Source organism: Burkholderia sp. Bp9031 (assembly GCF_003857965.1).
GTDB classification, from domain to species: domain Bacteria; phylum Pseudomonadota; class Gammaproteobacteria; order Burkholderiales; family Burkholderiaceae; genus Burkholderia; species Burkholderia ambifaria_A.
This window is the reverse complement of sequence record NZ_QTPW01000008.1, coordinates 101,337-117,829: the sequence shown is the minus strand read 5'-3', so window position 1 is coordinate 117,829 and position 16,493 is coordinate 101,337. Positions and strand designations below refer to the sequence as shown.

At 66.5% G+C, this 16,493-nt stretch carries 13 protein-coding genes and 1 pseudogene; 6 read left to right on the top strand and 8 right to left on the bottom strand.

From position 1 onward, the window contains the following. The first annotated feature begins 87 nt into the window (after positions 1–87). Positions 88–1,629 (top strand): sensor domain-containing diguanylate cyclase, encoded by a 1,542-nt coding sequence (locus tag DIE15_RS13265; RefSeq protein WP_124833473.1) that lies wholly within the window; start codon positions 88–90, stop codon positions 1,627–1,629. Between the two features lie 77 nt (positions 1,630–1,706). Here the strand turns inward: DIE15_RS13265 and DIE15_RS13260 are convergent, their stop codons facing one another. The 4 genes from DIE15_RS13260 to DIE15_RS13245 all read right to left on the bottom strand — a co-directional run bounded on the left by DIE15_RS13260 (position 1,707) and on the right by DIE15_RS13245 (position 7,546). Continuing rightward, complete coding sequence (locus tag DIE15_RS13260) at positions 1,707–3,272, bottom strand: UxaA family hydrolase (RefSeq protein ID WP_124833472.1); 1,566 nt, start codon at positions 3,270–3,272, stop codon at positions 1,707–1,709. Further along, a complete protein-coding gene (locus DIE15_RS13255) occupies positions 3,269–4,870 on the bottom strand; it encodes an aldehyde dehydrogenase (NADP(+)) (protein ID WP_124833471.1) in 1,602 nt (533 codons plus the stop codon). Before DIE15_RS13255 ends, DIE15_RS13260 begins: the two co-directional genes overlap by 4 nt. A gap of 37 nt (positions 4,871–4,907) precedes the next feature. Further along, complete coding sequence (locus DIE15_RS13250) at positions 4,908–6,239, bottom strand: MFS transporter (protein WP_124833470.1); 1,332 nt, start codon at positions 6,237–6,239, stop codon at positions 4,908–4,910. A 101-nt stretch (positions 6,240–6,340) separates the two neighbouring features. Further along, the gene (locus tag DIE15_RS13245; protein WP_124833469.1) at positions 6,341–7,546 is read right to left on the bottom strand and encodes a fumarylacetoacetate hydrolase family protein; all 1,206 of its coding nucleotides are present in this window, start codon (positions 7,544–7,546) and stop codon (positions 6,341–6,343) included. A 153-nt stretch (positions 7,547–7,699) separates the two neighbouring features. Here DIE15_RS13245 and DIE15_RS13240 point away from each other — a divergent pair, with 153 nt between their 5' ends. Next, complete coding sequence (locus tag DIE15_RS13240) at positions 7,700–8,659, top strand: LysR family transcriptional regulator (RefSeq protein ID WP_057926998.1); 960 nt, start codon at positions 7,700–7,702, stop codon at positions 8,657–8,659. Positions 8,660–9,089: 430 nt separating this feature from the next. Here the strand turns inward: DIE15_RS13240 and DIE15_RS38045 are convergent. The 4 genes and pseudogenes from DIE15_RS38045 to DIE15_RS13215 form a co-directional block, all read right to left on the bottom strand. Further along, positions 9,090–9,191, bottom strand: a pseudogene (locus tag DIE15_RS38045) (OsmC family peroxiredoxin); the annotation flags it as partial. A 54-nt stretch (positions 9,192–9,245) separates the two neighbouring features. Then, a complete protein-coding gene (locus DIE15_RS13230; RefSeq protein WP_124833468.1) occupies positions 9,246–9,668 on the bottom strand; it encodes an amino acid-binding protein in 423 nt (140 codons plus the stop codon). A 376-nt stretch (positions 9,669–10,044) separates the two neighbouring features. Further along, complete coding sequence (locus DIE15_RS13220) at positions 10,045–10,242, bottom strand: ribbon-helix-helix protein, CopG family (RefSeq protein ID WP_124833467.1); 198 nt, start codon at positions 10,240–10,242, stop codon at positions 10,045–10,047. 169 nt (positions 10,243–10,411) lie between these two features. Beyond that, the gene (locus DIE15_RS13215; RefSeq protein WP_057927001.1) at positions 10,412–11,179 is read right to left on the bottom strand and encodes a YoaK family protein; all 768 of its coding nucleotides are present in this window, start codon (positions 11,177–11,179) and stop codon (positions 10,412–10,414) included. A gap of 245 nt (positions 11,180–11,424) precedes the next feature. Between DIE15_RS13215 and hyfB the strand changes: the two genes are divergently transcribed. The 4 genes from hyfB to DIE15_RS13195 are packed head-to-tail and all read left to right on the top strand — an operon-like array spanning position 11,425 to position 16,491. Beyond that, positions 11,425–13,431 (top strand): hydrogenase 4 subunit B, encoded by a 2,007-nt coding sequence (gene hyfB / locus DIE15_RS13210; protein WP_124833466.1) that lies wholly within the window; start codon positions 11,425–11,427, stop codon positions 13,429–13,431. Then, positions 13,425–14,375 (top strand): respiratory chain complex I subunit 1 family protein, encoded by a 951-nt coding sequence (locus tag DIE15_RS13205; protein ID WP_057927003.1) that lies wholly within the window; start codon positions 13,425–13,427, stop codon positions 14,373–14,375. Before hyfB ends, DIE15_RS13205 begins: the two co-directional genes overlap by 7 nt. After that, on the top strand, positions 14,376–15,035 hold the full coding sequence (locus tag DIE15_RS13200) for a formate hydrogenlyase (RefSeq protein ID WP_124833465.1): 660 nt from the start codon (positions 14,376–14,378) through the stop codon (positions 15,033–15,035). It begins immediately after the preceding gene. Further along, positions 15,028–16,491: a hydrogenase 4 subunit F gene (locus DIE15_RS13195; RefSeq protein WP_124833464.1), complete on the top strand. Its 1,464-nt coding sequence runs from the start codon at positions 15,028–15,030 to the stop codon at positions 16,489–16,491. Before DIE15_RS13200 ends, DIE15_RS13195 begins: the two co-directional genes overlap by 8 nt. The last annotated feature ends 2 nt before the right edge of the window (positions 16,492–16,493 follow it).

Below are 16,493 nucleotides of genomic sequence, written 5' to 3'. Positions count from 1 at the left end.
TGCGTCGATTTCGACGCAATGCTGCCATCAGCCCGGATTTGACCTTCCCTGCTGTACCTGCAGCCATCTTCCCATACGAGCACAAGCATGCCCGCATTCACTTCGATCGAGAAAGTTGCCGATTGGGCCGGCCGAAACCATCTGGTCATCGGTGCCCTGGGTACGCTGATATCGATCGCGGCGCTCGGCATCAGCGCGGCGACGCTGTGGGCGTCGCAGAGCGAAGTCATCGAGCATGCACATGAGACATCGCGCAACGTCGCCGCCGTCCTGGTCAGCGAAATCGCCCGAACCGTCGAAACGTCGAACGGCACGCTGGTCGCACTTGCATCCAATCTCGGCAGCCCCGCGGTGCGACGCATGGATCCGAAGCTGCGGCACGATCTGCTCTTCGAGCGCCCCGTCGCGCAGTACCTGACCGGCATGGGCGTGACGGACCGGTACGGCCAGTTGATCGACGGTTGTTGCGGGCCAACCCATCATTGGAACTTCAGCGACCGCGACTACTTCACCGTCCATCGTGATTCCGACAACGTCGGCCTCTATATGTCCGCGGTGTATCGCGCGCGTGCGCGCAATGGAAAGGAGTCCGTCGCGTTGTCGCGGCGCATCGAACTGCCGGATCATACGTTCAACGGAATCGCGGTGGTCGCCATCGACCTCGCGTACTTCGATCAGCTCCTGTCTCGCCTCGACGTCGGACCGAACGGGATCAGCGCGATCGTGCGCGCAGACGGCACGGTCCTCGCAAGAAATCCGTCTTTGAACGAACAGCAGATGATCGGCCTGCGCCGCTCGAAGCCCTTCGAGCGGATGGTCAGCAACGAATCGGGCTTCTATTCCGCGCGTTCGAGCATCGACGGCACCGTGCGGCTGTATACATACCAGCGCGTGCCGGGCACGCCGCTGATCGCCGTCGTCGCGCCGGCCGAGCACGACGTGCTGGCGGGCATTACGCGCCTGTCGTGGACGGTCGGCGTGTCGGCGTCAGTGATCAGCGCGGTGTTCTGTGCAGTAGTGTGGCTGTTGGCGTTCGCCTTGCGGGACAATCTTCGCAAGCAGATCCTGCTCACGGACCTCACACGGACCGATCCGCTGACGGGCCTGCGCAACCGCCGCGCACTCGATATCGCGCTGGCAGACGAATGGGAACGGCTGCAGCGCGGCAACGACAGCCGCCTGTCGGTGCTGTTCATCGACGCCGACGACTTCAAGCAATACAACGATCGGCACGGACACGCGCAGGGCGACACGGCGCTGCGCTTTCTCGCCACGTGCATCGGCACGCATACGCGGCGGCGCTGCGATCTCGCCGCGCGCTACGGCGGCGAGGAGTTCGTCGTGGTGTTGCCGGATACGGACGAAAACGGCGCCGCGCAGGTCGCGGAGGCGATTCGCCGCGAAGTCGAACGCAACTGCCTCGACGGGTTTGCGGAAACCGTTCCGGCCTTCACCGTCAGCATCGGCTGCGCGACCGGCCATCGTGCGCGCCCCGCGTCCGTGGATGCGCTGTCGCATCAGGCCGACATGGCGCTTTATCGTGCGAAGCGCGAAGGCAGAAACCGCGTGTGTTGCGCGGAAAGGGGGCTCCTTGATTTCCCCGCAATTTACAGGTGTAGGTCGGCCTAGCTGCGACAAGGCCGAGCGCTCCCCCTAAGACAAACCAGCGATCGACGACACGCGTCGACAATCGCACGCACGATACCTTACATGACGGCCCCAAGCTGCCACGGCACGAACTCGTTGTGCCCATATCCGTGCAGCTCGCTCTTCGACGCCTGCCCCGACGCGGTCGCGAGCATCAGCCGGAAGATCGCTTCGCCGACTTCGTCGACCGACTGCACGCCGTCGATGATCGTCCCGCAGTTCAGGTCGATGTCGTCCTGCTGGCGCTGCCACAACGCGGTATTCGTGCCGAGCTTCAGCGACGGCGACGGCGCGCAGCCGTACGCCGAGCCGCGCCCGGTCGTGAAGCAGATCAGGTTCGCTCCGCCTGCGACCTGGCCGGTCGCCGACACCGGGTCGTAGCCCGGCGTATCCATGAACACCAGCCCGCGCGCATCGACCGGCTCCGCATAGCGATACACGTCGACCAGGTTCGCGGTGCCGCCCTTCGCAACCGCGCCCAGCGATTTCTCGAGGATCGTCGTCAGCCCGCCCGCCTTGTTGCCCGCGGACGGATTGTTGTCCATGCTCGCGTTCATCTGCGTGCAGTAGGCCTCCCACCAGCGGACCCGTTCGAGCAACTTCGCGCCGACGGCCGGCGACACCGCGCGGCGCGTCAGCAGGTGCTCCGCGCCGTAGATTTCCGGCGTTTCCGACAGGATCGCGGTCCCGCCGTGCGCAACGAGCCGGTCAACCGCCGCGCCGAGCGCCGGATTCGCGCTGATGCCGGAATAACCGTCCGAGCCGCCGCATTGCAGCCCGACGACGAGGTGACTCGCATCGACCGGTTCGCGCCGCACCTGGTTCGCGTCTGCGAGCATCGCCTTCAGCTGTTCGATGCCGGCGGCGACCGTGCGGGCCGTGCCGCCCGTCGCCTGGATCGTCATCGTCCTGAGCGTTGCGCCCTCGTGCAGGCCGTGCGCGTCGAGCAGCCCGTCGATCTGGTTGGTTTCGCAACCGAGGCCGACCACAAGCACCGCCGCGAAATTCGGATGCCGCGCATAGCCGGCGAGCGTGCGCCTCAGCAACGCCAGCCCTTCACCCTGCGCGTCCAGTGCGCATCCCTGCCCGTGCGTCAGCGCGACGACGCCATCCACGTTTGGATAATCGGCGAGCGCCTGTGGGTTCACGTCACGGCGGAAGTAGTCCGCGATCGCGCGCGCGGCCGTGGCCGAGCAATTGACCGACGTCAGGATGCCGATATAGTTGCGCGTCGCGACCCGGCCGTCCGCACGCACGATGCCCATGAATTGCGCCCGGGGTCGCGTCGCTGCCGCCAGCTTCGCATCCGCGCCGAACGCGTGGTCGCGCGTGAATTCGCCGATCGCGAGGTTCTGCGTGTGGACGTGTTCGCCGGCCGCGATGTCGCGGGTCGCGAAGCCGATGACCTGGCCGTAGCGACGAATCGGCGCGCCGGCGCGCAGGTCACGCACGGCAACCTTGTGTCCGGCCGGCACGAGCCCGCGCACGCCGACTCCCGGGGCGAGCGGCATACCGGCAACCAGTTGCCGGCGCGCGATCACGACGTCGTCGTCGGGATGCAGGCGGATCGCCAGCTCGCCCGCGTCGCGCTCGAGCGGTGCTTCGATTGGCGTAACGGCATTCATACAGCGACCTCCGTCGATGCGGCGGCGCACGGCGTAGCTGGGGTCGCCACGCCGTCAATCAGGCGCGGCAGCCGCCACGGGTTCGCGTCCTGCAGCGCGGGTGGCAGCGCTGCGCCCGGATAGTTCTGGTAGCAGACCGGGCGCAGGAAGCGCTCGATCGCGGCGCTGCCCACGGACGTTCCGCGTGCATCCGTCGTCGCCGGGTACGGCCCGCCGTGGACGATCGCGTCGCTGACTTCGACGCCGGTCGGAAACCCGTTGAACAGCAGCCGACCCACGCGCGTCTCGAGCCGCGCGACCAGCTCGCCGTGGCGCATCAGTTCGTCGGTGTCCCCGAGGAGCGTCGCGGTAAGCTGGCCGCGCATCGCGTCGGCAAACGCCAGGAAGTCGCGCGCGTCGTCCAGCTCGACGACGACGGTCGACGGACCGAACACCTCGTCCTGCAACGAACGACCGTCGAGCAGCGCGTGCCGATCCGCCAGAAACAGATGCCCGCCGACGCGCTGGCCGTCCTGCACAGCGACGAGCGTGTCGACCCCGGGTGTCGCACGCAGCACCGAGACACCGCGCGCGAAGTGCTGCCGGATCCCGTCGCCGAGCATCGCCTGCGGCGCGGCGTCGCCGAGCGCGTCGCGCAACTGCGCGACGAACGCGCTGAACGCCGGCGACCGCACGCCGAGCACGAGGCCCGGGTTCGTGCACAGCTGGCCGCAGCCGAGCGTCACGGATGCCGCCAGATCGCGCGCGAGCGCCGCGCTGCGCGTGGCGAGCGCGGACGGCAGCACGAACACCGGGTTCACGCTGGACATCTCGGCGAATACCGGAATCGGCTCGGGCCGGGCCTGCGCGAGGTCGAACAGCGCGCGCCCCGCCGCGAGCGAGCCGGTGAAACCGACCGCCTTGATCGGCGCCGCCTGCACGAGCGCGGCGCCGGCCGCCGCCGTGCCGTAGACCAGATTGAACACGCCCGCGGGCAGCCCGACGCGCTCGACCGCACGCGCGACCGAATCGGCGACGTATTCCGACGTCGCCATATGGCCGGGATGCGCCTTCACGACGACCGGGCAGCCGGCCGCCAGCGCCGACGCGGTGTCGCCGCCCGCGACCGAGAACGCGATCGGGAAATTGCTCGCGCCGAACACCGCGACCGGGCCGACGCCGACGCGGTACTGGCGCAGGTCGGCACGCGCGAGCGGCAGGCGCGCCGGTTGCGCTTGGTCGATCCGTACGCCGAGAAAATCGCCGCGACGCACGGTGGCCGCGAACAGCCGCAGCTGGTTGCTGGTGCGCGTGCGCTCGCTTTCGAGCCGAGCCGCCGGCAGCGCCGTCTCACGGCGGGCTTCGGCGATGAACGCGTCCCCGAGCGCATCGATCCCGTCGGCGATCGCGTCGAGCAGCGCGGCGCGTGCGGCGGGCGACGTGGCGCGCAGCACCGGGAACGCGCGTGCCGCCGCGTGCGCGGCGTCCGACACTTCGTCGGGCGTCGCGTCGCGATAGCTGACTGCGTGTCGCTCGCCGGTGATCGCGTCGACGCTGTACAGCGGCTCGCCTGCGCCGCGGCGCTGGCCATCGATATGGTGAAGTCCGGAAAGGCTCATGAGTAGGGTCCGAAGTGCAGGAAGAACAGAGTGGGTGTCACGCCGCCTCGGACGAACCGAGCGTCGCCGTGCGTGCACGGCGGGCCTGCGCGCCGATGCTCATCAGCAGCAGCACGCCGACCCCGCCCGCTATCGCGAGCGCGAGCATGCCCGCCTGCCGGCTGTGGAAGGCCGTCTCGACCGCCGTCTTGAGGGTCGGCGCGATGAAGCCGCCGAGGTTGCCGAGCGCGCCGATCAGCGCGATGCCGCTGGCGGCCGCGGTGCCGCTCAGGTACGCGGTCGGCAGCGTCCAGAACAGCGGCTGGACGACAACGAAGCCGATCGTCGCGCAGCAGAACGCGAGCAGGACCGGCGCGAGCGCATGGCCGAGCGTCGACAGCGCGATGCCAGCGGCCGCCATCGCCAGCATGGCGATCGCGAACTGGCGATGCCGGCCGCGCGCGTCGGCCATGCCGGTGACCGGACGCAGCGCCAGCAGCGCGCACAGCCACGGGATCGCGGTCAGCAGGCCGACCTTCGCGCCGATGGCGGTGCCGGTCAGCTCCGAGATTCGCGTCGGCAGGTAGAAGATCACGCCGTACACGCTGACCTGGATCGCGAAGTAGATCGCGACGAAGCGCAGTACCTGCAAGTTGCCGAGCGCGCCGAGCGCCGAGCGCGGGCCGTGGGTGACCTTGTGCTGGTCCTCGGCGGCGATCGCGGCTTCGAGCGCGGCCTTTTCGGCGGCATCGAGCCATTTCGCGTCGCGCGGCTTGCTCACGAGGTAGAAGAACGCGATCACGCCTACCAGCGACGCCGCGAGGCCTTCGATGATGAACATCCACTGCCAGTTGCGCAGCCCGAGCTGGCCGCCCATCACGTCGAGCAGCAGGCCGGACAGCGGACTGCCCAGCACGAGCGCGACCGGCAGGCCGAAGTAGTACACGCCGAGCGCCTTGCCGCGCTGGCTTGCCGGGAACCAGTAGGTCGAATAGAGGATCACGCCGGGCGAGAAGCCCGCCTCGGCGACGCCCAGGATGAAACGCAGTACGTAGAACGACGTCTCGTCGTGCGCGAACATCATCGCGGCCGACGCGAGACCCCAGGTCACCATGATGCGGCTCAGCCAGACCCGCGCGCCGACCCGGTGCAGGATCAGGTTGCTTGGGATCTCGAACACTGCATAGCCGATGAAGAAGATGCCAGCGCCGAGCGCATAGGCGGCGTTGCCGATGTTCGAATCGACCATCAGGGCCTGCTTCACGAAGCCGACGTTCGAGCGGTCGAGCATCGACAGCGCAAACATCAGCGCGAGGAACGGGACCAGCCGCAGGCGGGCCTTGTGCACGGCGCTGGCGAGCGGATCGGGATGAACGGCTTGGGTCTGCATGAGGTGTCTCCGGTGGCGGGCCGCCACGTTGGCGGCCCACATCTGGTGTCGAACGCGCCCGGCCTTCTCGTCGGCGTGCCGGGTCGCAACGGGGGTGTCGCTCAGCGCGACGCGCCGAGCAGGCCGCGCGCGGCTAGGTTGGCCATCAGCGCGCGCACGCCGAATGTCCAAGGTGCGATGCGCTCGCTCGTGCCGACGCGGTTGACCAGCGTGCCGAGCAGGCGGCTCGAGATCGTCACGATATCGCCGGCCTTGTGGGTGAAGCCGCCGCCCGCCGTGTCGCGATCCTCGACCGGCGCGAACAGCGTGCCGAGGAACAGCATCGCGCCGTCCGGGTACTGGTGCGTCGCGCCGATCGCCTGCGCGACGAGATCGAGCGGATCGCGGGTGATCTGGTCCATCGAGCTCGTGCCGTGCAGCACGAAGCCATCCTCCCCTCCGACACGCAGCGCCACCGTCGCGCGCCGCACGTCGTCGATCGAGAAGCTTTCGTCGAACAGCCGCACGAACGGGCCGATCGCGCACGAGCCGTTGTTGTCCTTGGCCTTGCCCAGGAGCAGCGCGCTTCGCCCTTCGAAATCGCGCAGGTTCACGTCGTTGCCCAGCGTCGCGCCGCGCACGCGGCCGCGGCTGTCGATCGCGAGCACGATCTCCGGCTCCGGGTTGTTCCAGACGGAGCCCGGATGCACGCCGATTGCCGTGCCCGACCCCAGCGACGACAGCACCGGCGCCTTCGTGAAAATCTCCGCGTCCGGGCCGATGCCGACTTCCAGGTACTGGGACCACATGCCGCGCGCGATCAGCAGTTGCTTCAGTTCCTGCGCTTGCGCTGAGCCGGGCCGCAGCGTCGCGAGACGGTCTCCGACCAGCGACTGGATCTCCTCGCGCAACTGCGCGGCGCCGTGCGGATCGCCCTTGGTCCGCTCCTCGATCACGCGCTCGATCAGGCTGCCGGCGAACGTGACGCCCGCCGCCTTGATCACCTGCAGGTCGCATGGCGCGAGCAAGTGCGCGGCGCCGGCGTCTCCTGTGTCGGCCGGCGCGTTCGCCAGCAGACTGTCGAGCGTGCCGATCCACCGCCCCGGCATGCCGCGCACGACGGCAACCGGGTCGTCGCGCTCGAGCAGGTCGCTCATCGTCGGCGCGACATCGGACAGGTCGAACACACCATCTTCCCGCACGGCGACGAGCGCCGGCCCGGCGGGCGTGGACGCGGTGGCCGGCAGCCATGCGCGCCCGACGAGCGTGCCGGCGGCGCCGTCCTCGGGGAGCGTGTTGCGGGCGGTCAGGGCAAGCGGCAGGGTCATCGTCGTCTCCAGGATCGTTGTCAGGGCACGCCGGCCGGCGTCGCGGCGAGCAAAGCGAATGTCAGCCACTTTAGGGACGATTGCCATAACAATCCAATCGCTTATTCAGTAGAATCGATTCCGATCAGTTATCGATATGACCGGGTTTACCTGATGCGCCCCACGACCGTCCCGCCGCCCTCGACCCTCCTTGTCCGCCTGCGTTTCCGCCACCTGCAGTTGCTCGATGTGCTCGGGCGCACCCGCAACCTGCGCATCGCCGCCGAGCAGATGCACATCACGCAGCCGGCCGCCACCAAGATCCTCGGCGACATCGAGGACATGCTGGAAACGCCGCTGTTCACCCGCCTGCCGCGCGAGATGCGCCCGACCGAGCTGGGCCTGTTCGCGATCCGCTACGCGAGCGCCGCCGTCGCCGATCTCGGCCGGTTCGCCGGTGAGTTCGACACGCTGCGCGCGGGCGGACACGGTCACCTGACGATCGGCGCGATTTCCGCGTCGGCGGCGCAGGTCGTGGCCGACGGCATCCGCGACATCCTGCGCGAGCGGCCGCGCCTCGTGGTCAAGCTGGTCGAGCAGAGCAGCGATCAACTGGCCGCCTGGCTCGAAGAGAAGAAGATCGACATCATGGTCGGCCGGCTGACCGAGCCACGTCACCAGGCGATCTTCGATTTCGAGGCATTGGCGGCCGAGCCGGTGTGGGTGGTCTGCGGCCGGCACCATCCGCTGCTCGCGCACGCGCGGCCGGAGTTCGCGGATCTCGCCGCATGGCCATGGGTGCTCTACCCGCCGGCTACCGCGATCCGTCAGCTGTTCGAGGAAACCATTGCCGCTGCGGGCATCCGCTCGGTGGCCGGGATGATCGAGACGTCGTCGATTTTCTCGACGCTGCAACTGCTGCAGTCGAGCGACACGCTGTCGCTGCAACCGCGCGCCGCGGTCGAGAAATACGTCGCCGAAGGGCTGCTTGGCCAGTTGCCGGTGCCGATCCGCCGGTCGATGAGCCGATATGGCGTCGTGACGCGCAAGGGCGAGCGGCCGTCGGAGCCAATGGCTGCGTTTATTGACGCGCTTCGCCGGGCCGTTGGCCGCAAGGCGGAACAGGAGGATTGATCGCCGCGGAAGATCGTCGGGCGTCGGTCGAATCTGTCGACCGCGGTTGGTGCGTCCGAACAGCGTCGGAATTCTCACGGTGAATCACCGCTGTTGAATTTGCTTCGGCAGGTGGGCGGGCAGCCGAGGTGGCAGGTGTCGTGTTGCTGTTGCGGCGGGCACCGAACCGATCCGAACGAACAGAACACGCAGCAGTCAACAGGCCGGAAGCGAATCCGATAAGATAAGTATTCTTATCACAATGCACCGATTTTCATTCAAAACTCGACCGTGAACAAATACACCGGGCAACGCGCCCCCTCCTGCCCGCGACCCGGTATTTGCCGGGCTCGGCATGACGAAACGCGAAGGCACGCAAAAGCACGCAAAGACACGGGAAGACAGCTGACGCATGCAGCGAAACGCGCGAACGAAGTGCTGCTCCGACGCGTCATCCGCGCGTATGTCGCAATTTGCCGTCGATACGCTGCGGCAGCCTCAGCAGGTTGAAGATCGGGCAGACCGCGTCGACCGCCTGATGCAGCGCCCGCAAGATTCAACCGTCGAACGCGTGCCAGCTCATCCGGTAGTCGACTGAAACGACCATTCAGGCCCTTTGCAAAATGTCTGTCGCCTGCTCGGCGTCGGCCAGCGAGTCGAGCGCGAGATAAGCAATGAACTGCGAGCCGAGCACGGCAGCGGATACGCCACGGAGATTAATTCCGCCGTCCGACAGTTTCTGGGTCAGCTCCGCGATGATCCCGAGCTGGTCCAGCCCCATCACACGAATGGAGTGCAGGCTCGCGGTAGGATTGAATCCCACCTGGGTGGCAGCACGGATCTCTTGCTCTCCCTGCAGCGGCGCGACGAATACCACCCCTTTGCCTGGTGCCTCCGGTGCGCGCCGGGCGACAACGAATTGCAAATCCGCGCCCGCATCCCGCAGCGCGTTCAACACGTGTGCAAGACCGCCCGGCTTGTCCTCGATGGTAGCCGCCCAGACGTCAACGCGTTCCACGAGCAGTTCCATGACCCCTCCGAAAAATCGGACCTCGATGAAGACAATCTATGTCGCGTATGACCGGCGAGCAAGTCCGCTTGCGCGAGGGGTGGTATGCAAGCGCGTCCAGGAATCCGATGATTTCTCCGACGGGGGGCGCAAGCCGAGCATGACCGCCTGCCGATGCGGCCATTGAAGCAGCTCGTCGTCTGGAAAGGGCCGCTTTGCTTGCCATCGACGCGAGTTCTGTTCGAACGCATGCTCTCGTTTGCGTTTGCCGTCGAACTCAAACTGTCGTCGACCGCTCGGCGCATGAAGGAGGGAGAGCGCCTCGATTCAAGGCGGCTGATCTGGCATGCACAGGGACATGCACACCGGGAAATCGACGTCTGGACGTCTTGCGAACTCAGCCCGCGCTACGCTTTGTCTGCTTGCCGAGCGCGCTTTTTGTCTTGTAGCTCACGCCGTGTTGCTCGAGATACTCGCGAATCAACTGCCGCACGACTTGCGACGGCGTCAGGTCCTGCTCCGCGCAGAGCATGTCGAACGCCTCTTTCTTGGCGGGATCGATCAGGATGGTCAAGCGTGCGGTTTTCGTTTCCATTGCAGGACGGAGTCGGTAAATATGTTAATTTGATTGTAATGCATCGGCCCTTGCGTACAGCGCCGGAAGGCATTCGGCACACGCGTGTTGATCAGGCTCGGCGACAGCACCTCAGGCAGGATCCGCCGCCGACACGGCGAAGTCGGGTTTCGCTCCACCTTATGCGGGCTCATGACCTGCGGTCAAGCCGATAGAGATAGTCGAGCACGTCGTCGACAACGGGCACGATCGCCAGCGTGACGAGCGCCGCGGCAAGCGGCACGGTCGACACGTAGCCGACATGCTTGAAGCCGATTGCGCCGGCCAGCCCTCCGACGAAGAACGACGCCAGCATCGTTGCGTGAATCCTGAGCTTCGCGCGGTTCGCGATCACCGCCTGCGCGTGCATATCCGCATTCGAGCGATTCCAGTAAAAGAGTTTGCCGAGTTCGATGCCGAGGTCCGTCACGATGCCCGTCATGTGCGTCGTGCGGATTTCCGCCCCCGACAGCTTCGTGATCATTGCGTTTTGCAGCCCCATGATGAAGCACAGCAAGATGACCGTGACCGGCATGAAGAACGCTTCCCACAGCGCGAGATGGCTGCCGAGCAGCCCGAACAGGAGCAGGAGCGCGGCTTCGACCAGCAGCGGCAGCACATACTGGCTCTGCAGGCCGCGGCGGCGCCCCCAGTTGACGAGCACCGCCGAGCAGCCGGCGCCCACCAGGAACGACGCGAGCGAACCCACTCCGGCCAGCACGAGCCGGATGTCGCCCAGCGCCGTCTGATCCGCAATCGCCGACACGATCCCGCTCATGTGGGACGTGTATTGCTTGACCGCGAGGAAACCGCCGGCATTGGTTGCGCCGGCGACAAAGGCAAGCGAAAACCCGAGCTGGCGGTTCGCGGCCGCGCTGCGGTGTTTTCCCGTCAGGCTTCGGAAGTACTGCGCTGGCATAGGATCTTTCCCCATTCGCCCGGATCGGGGGCAACGACGCCCTGAGCAGCGCTCAGCGCGCCGCAACAAACCGCCACGGCCGCCCGTTCCATCTGGAGATTTATGAGATTTTCATGATAACGGCATTATCATACCTTGTTATCCGGATTGGTCTTTCGGTGTCATAATGCGACCAGGAATACGTCGCGGGGGATGCGGCTATTCCAACCCACTCGTCCAACCCGAGCGTACTGGAGACATTCCGGATGGCATCCGTGCCGGTCGTCCATTTCGTCCTGCTGGCCGTGGCCGCGTGGCTCGCGGTCGGCACGCTGGGGTTCGGGGCGCTGCGTCGCACGCGACTGGTGGCCCACGGCCTTTTCCCGCTCGGCGCATTGGTCGGACTGCTCGTCGGCGCGGCGGGCCTCGCCGGCATCTTTGCCGAACCGTCTGTCGCGGTGCTGCCGATCGGGCTTCCCGGCTTGCCCTTTCATCTTCGTCTCGATCGCTTGTCCGGCTATTTCCTGTTCGTGCTCGGCCTCGTCAGCACGGGGATTGGTGCCTTTTCAGCCGGCTACTTCCGCAAGGGTGAAGGATCCCCGCCCGGGCTGATCTGCTTCGAATACCACGCCTGCGTCGCGAGCATCGCACTGGTGTTGATCGCGGACGACGCATACGTGTTCATGGTCGCCTGGGAGATGCTGACGCTGTCCGCGACGTTTCTCGTCATGACCAACCACCGGATCGGCGAGATTCGCCGGGCCGCTTATCTGTATTTCCTGATCTCGCACGTCGGCGCGCTCGCGCTGCTGCTCTGCTTCGGCATTCTGCAGGCGCGCACCGGCGACTACACCTTCGCCAACCTGCGCGCGCAGTCGCTGGATGCCTTCCCCGCGTCGTTCGCCTTCCTGTTCGCGCTCGTCGGGTTCGGCGCGAAGGCCGGGATCTTCCCGCTGCATGTGTGGCTGCCGGAGGCCCACCCCGCGGCGCCGTCGCCGGTCTCGGCACTTCTAAGCGGATTCGTGCTGAAAGTCGGCCTGTACGGCTTGCTTCGCGTCCTGTTCGACCTATTGCACGTGCAGATCGCGTGGTGGGGCGTGCTGCTGATCATGATCGGCGTCGGCACCGCGCTGCTCGGCGTGGTGTTCAGCACCATCCAGGTCGACATGAAGCGCCTGCTCGCCTATTCGTCGATCGACAACGTCGGCCTGATGATCGTCGCGCTGGGTCTCGCGGTGCTGTTTCGCGCGTACGGGATGACGAGCCTGTCCGCGCTCGCGCTGACCGCGATGCTCTACCAGGTCGTCGCGCATGCGGCATTCAAGAGCTTGCTGTTCCTGGGTACGGGCGCCGTGCTCCACGCCACCGGCGAGCGCAATCTCGGCAGGCTCGGCGGACTGATTCGCTTCATGCCGTGGACCGCGTGGGCTGTGCTCGTGGGTGTCGCGGCCAGCGCGGGCCTGCCACCGCTCAGCGGATTCGTGGCCGAGTGGCTGTTGCTGCAGGGCTTTCTGTTCGCACCGCAGTTGCCGGATTCGGTACTCGCCATGACAGTGCCGATCGCCGCCGCGCTGATCGCCATGTCGGCCGCACTGGCCGGCTACACGATGGTCAAGTTCTTCGGCATCGTGTTCCTCGGGCAACCGAGAGAAGCGAAGCTGAACCGCGCCCGCGACGCGAACACGTGGGAACGGCTTGCGTTCTGCTGGTTCGCGGCCGCCAGCGTGCTGCTCGGGCTGATGCCCGCGCAGTTCGTCAAATTGCTGGATCGCGTCACGCACGCGCTGGTCGGCGCCGGCGTCGGCGCGGACAATCATGGCTGGCTGCTGTTCGCGCCCGTGTCGGCCGCTCGCGCGAGCTACATGCCGGCGGCGTTCATGCTGTTCTTCATTGCATGCTGCGGGCTCGCATGGGTGCTGGTGCGGCGTTTCTATCACGGCCGGCTGCGCCGCGCGGCGCCGTGGGGCTGCGGCTTCCCGTTCACGACCGCGCGAATGCAGGATACGGCGGAAGGCTTCGGGCAGCCGATCCGCGAAATCTTCGCACCGCTGCTGCACATCGAGCGGCAATTGCCGTCGCCATTCGACGCACAGCCGGCCTACCGGGTGTCGGTGACCGATCGCACCTGGTCCGCACTCTACGCGCGCATCGCGGCACTCACGCAACGCACCGCCGACTGGGCGGGTCGCCTGCAGACAGGCAAGATCGCGGTTTACCTGACATACAGTTTCGTCGTGCTGATCGTGCTGCTGATGTTGGTGAGACGATGGTAACCCTGTCCGGCGTCATCTCGCAGACTCTCGAAATCGTGATAGCGATCGCGGCCGCGCCATTGCTCACGGGCTGGGTCAACCAATGCCGCGCCTGGCTTCAGAACCGGCGCGCGCCGTCCATCTGGCAGCCCTACCGGATGCTCCACAAGCTGTTCAACAAGGAATCGGTCATCGCGCACGGCGCGAGCCCCGTGTTCCGCGGCGCGCCCTATGTCGTCTGGGCCGCCATGACGCTCGCGTGCGCGATCGTGCCGACACTGTCGACCGAGTTGCCGCTGTCGCCCGCCGCCGATGCGATCGCGCTCGTCGGCCTGTTTGCGCTCGCGCGCGTCACGCTGTCGCTCGCGGCGATGGACGTCGGCACGGCGTTCGGCACGCTCGGCGCCCGCCGCGAAATGCTGATCGGCTTCCTCGCGGAGCCGGCACTGCTGATGGTGCTCCTGTCGGCCTCGCTGATTACGCAGTCGACGCTGCTGACGAGCATCGTCGCGACGCTCGGTCGCGGCGAGCTCACGATCTATCCGAGCCTGGCGTTCGCCGGCATCGCGTTCACGCTGGTCGCGCTGGCCGAAAATGCACGGCTGCCTGTCGACAATCCGACCACTCACCTCGAGCTCACGATGATCCACGAGGCGCTGATCCTCGAATACTCGGGACGGCACCTTGCGTTGATGGAGTGGGCGGCAAGCCTCAAGCTGTTCGCCTATTCGTGCATCGGTCTCGCGTTGTTCGTGCCTTGGGGCATCGCGAATGCGGGCGATCCGGTTGCGCTGCTGCTGGCGGTGCCGGTGCTCTTCATCAAACTGACGGCAGGCGGTGTCGCGCTCGCCGTGGTCGAAACGGCCAACGCGAAGATGCGCATCTTCCGGGTACCGGAATTCCTGGCGACCGCCTTCCTGCTGGCCGTGATCGGCATGCTCGTCCACCTGCTGCTGGGGGCATGAATGCACGCCTATGCGACACAACTGATCAATTTCCTCGCGGCCGTGCTGCTGATGCTGTCGTTCGCGATGCTGAGCCAGCGCCGGATCCTGTCCCTGATCCATCTCTATACGCTGCAGGGCGTCGCACTCGTGTCGGCGAACCTGATCCTCGGCTTCGTCACGGACGACGTGCACCTGTATGTGTCCGCCGGGCTGACACTCGTGCTGAAGGTCGGCGTGATCCCGTGGTTCCTGTATCGGCTCGTTCGCAGGCTCGACGTCAAGACCGACGTCGAGCCGCTCATCAATATTCCGACCACGCTGCTGATCGGCATCGTCCTCGTGATCGTCGCGTTCAATGTCGCCGCGCCGATCAGCCAGCTCGCGACATCCGTCGCACGCGGCACGCTCGGCATTGCGCTCGCGTGCGTGCTGCTGTCGTTCATGGCGATGATCACGCGCGCAAAGGCCATTCCGCAGGTGATCGGCTTTCTGTCGATGGAAAACGGGTTGTTCTTCGCAGCGGCGGCCGCGACCAACGGCATGCCGATGATCGTCGAACTCGGCATCGGGCTCGACGTGCTGATCGGCATCCTGATTCTGGGCGTCTTCATGTTCCAGATTCGCGAGCAGTTCGACAGCCTGGACATCCATCACCTCGAGAAACTCAAAGATGAATGACGCCCACGTCGTGCTCGCCGTGCTCGGCCTGCCGCTCGCGGGCGCCGCGTGCCTGGCCTGCGTGCGATCGAGCCGGGTCGCGCGCCATCTGAACATCGGCTTCAGCTTCCTGACGTTCGCGGCAACATGGATGCTTGCCGCGCGCACCGTCGAGCACGGCCCGTCGTTCGCATTCGGACGCGCGTTTTTCGTCGATCCGCTCAATGTCTATCTCGTTGCGCTCACGGCGTTCGTCGGCTGGACGACATCGCTGTTTTCCCGGCCCTACATGCAGATCGAGGAGGCCCGCGGCCGGATGACAGCCGCGCGGATGCGGCTCTATCACAGCATGTATCAGCTCTTCATGTTCGCGATGCTGCTCGCGCTGCTGACCGACAACGTCGGCGTGCTGTGGGTTGCCATGGAAGCCGCCACGCTCGCCACCGTGTTGCTCGTCAGCGTGTACCGTACCGCCGCGAGCCTCGAAGCCGCATGGAAGTACTTCATCCTGTGCGGCGTGGGCATCGCCCAGGCGCTGTTCGGCACGATCCTGTTGTATCTCGCCGCGAGCCGGCAACTGACCGACGGCGACGCGTTGCTGTGGACGAGCCTGGCCGCGGTCAGGACGCAGCTCGACCCGACGATCGTGTCGATCGCCTTCGTGTTCCTGCTGGTCGGCTACGGGACCAAGGTCGGCCTCGTGCCGATGCATAGCTGGCTGCCGGACGCGCATGCCGAAGGTCCGACGCCGATTTCGGCGGTGCTGTCCGGCCTGCTGCTGAACGTCGCGCTGTATGCGGTGCTGCGCTGCAAGGTGCTGGCCGACGGCGCGCTCGGCAATGGCCTGCCGGGACGGTTGCTGATCGGTTTCGGGCTCGTGTCGGTCCTGATCGCGTCGTTCTCGCTGTTCCGGCAGAAGGACGTGAAGCGCCTGTTCTCGTACTCGTCGATCGAGCATATGGGCTTGATGACGTTCGCGTTCGGGCTCGGCGGCCCGATCGCGACGTTCGCCGGGCTGCTGCACATGACGGTCCATTCCCTCGTCAAGTCGGCGATCTTCTTCGCGGTCGGCCATGCCGCGCAGAAGGCCGGCACGCAGGCGATCGACGGCATTCGCGGGCTGCTGCAGGTCAGCCCGACGGTCGGCTGGGCAATGATGCTCGGCGCGCTTGCGATTCTCGGCCTGCCGCCGTTCGGCGTGTTCGCGAGCGAATTCCTGATCCTGACGACGGCCATGAACACGCTCCCGTGGAGCGCGCCGTTGCTGCTGCTCGGGCTCGCCGTCGCGTTCGCGGCGATCTTCGCGCGCGTGCAGCGGATGGTGTTCGGCGAAACGACGACGGCGACGCCGCTCGAACACCGGCCGGCGCTGCTGCCGGTGTTCGTGCACCTGGGACTCGGCCTGATGCTGGGCCTGTACGTGCCGCCCTATCTGGCGACGTGGTATCGCCAGGCTGCAACGATGCTGGCAGGATAAAC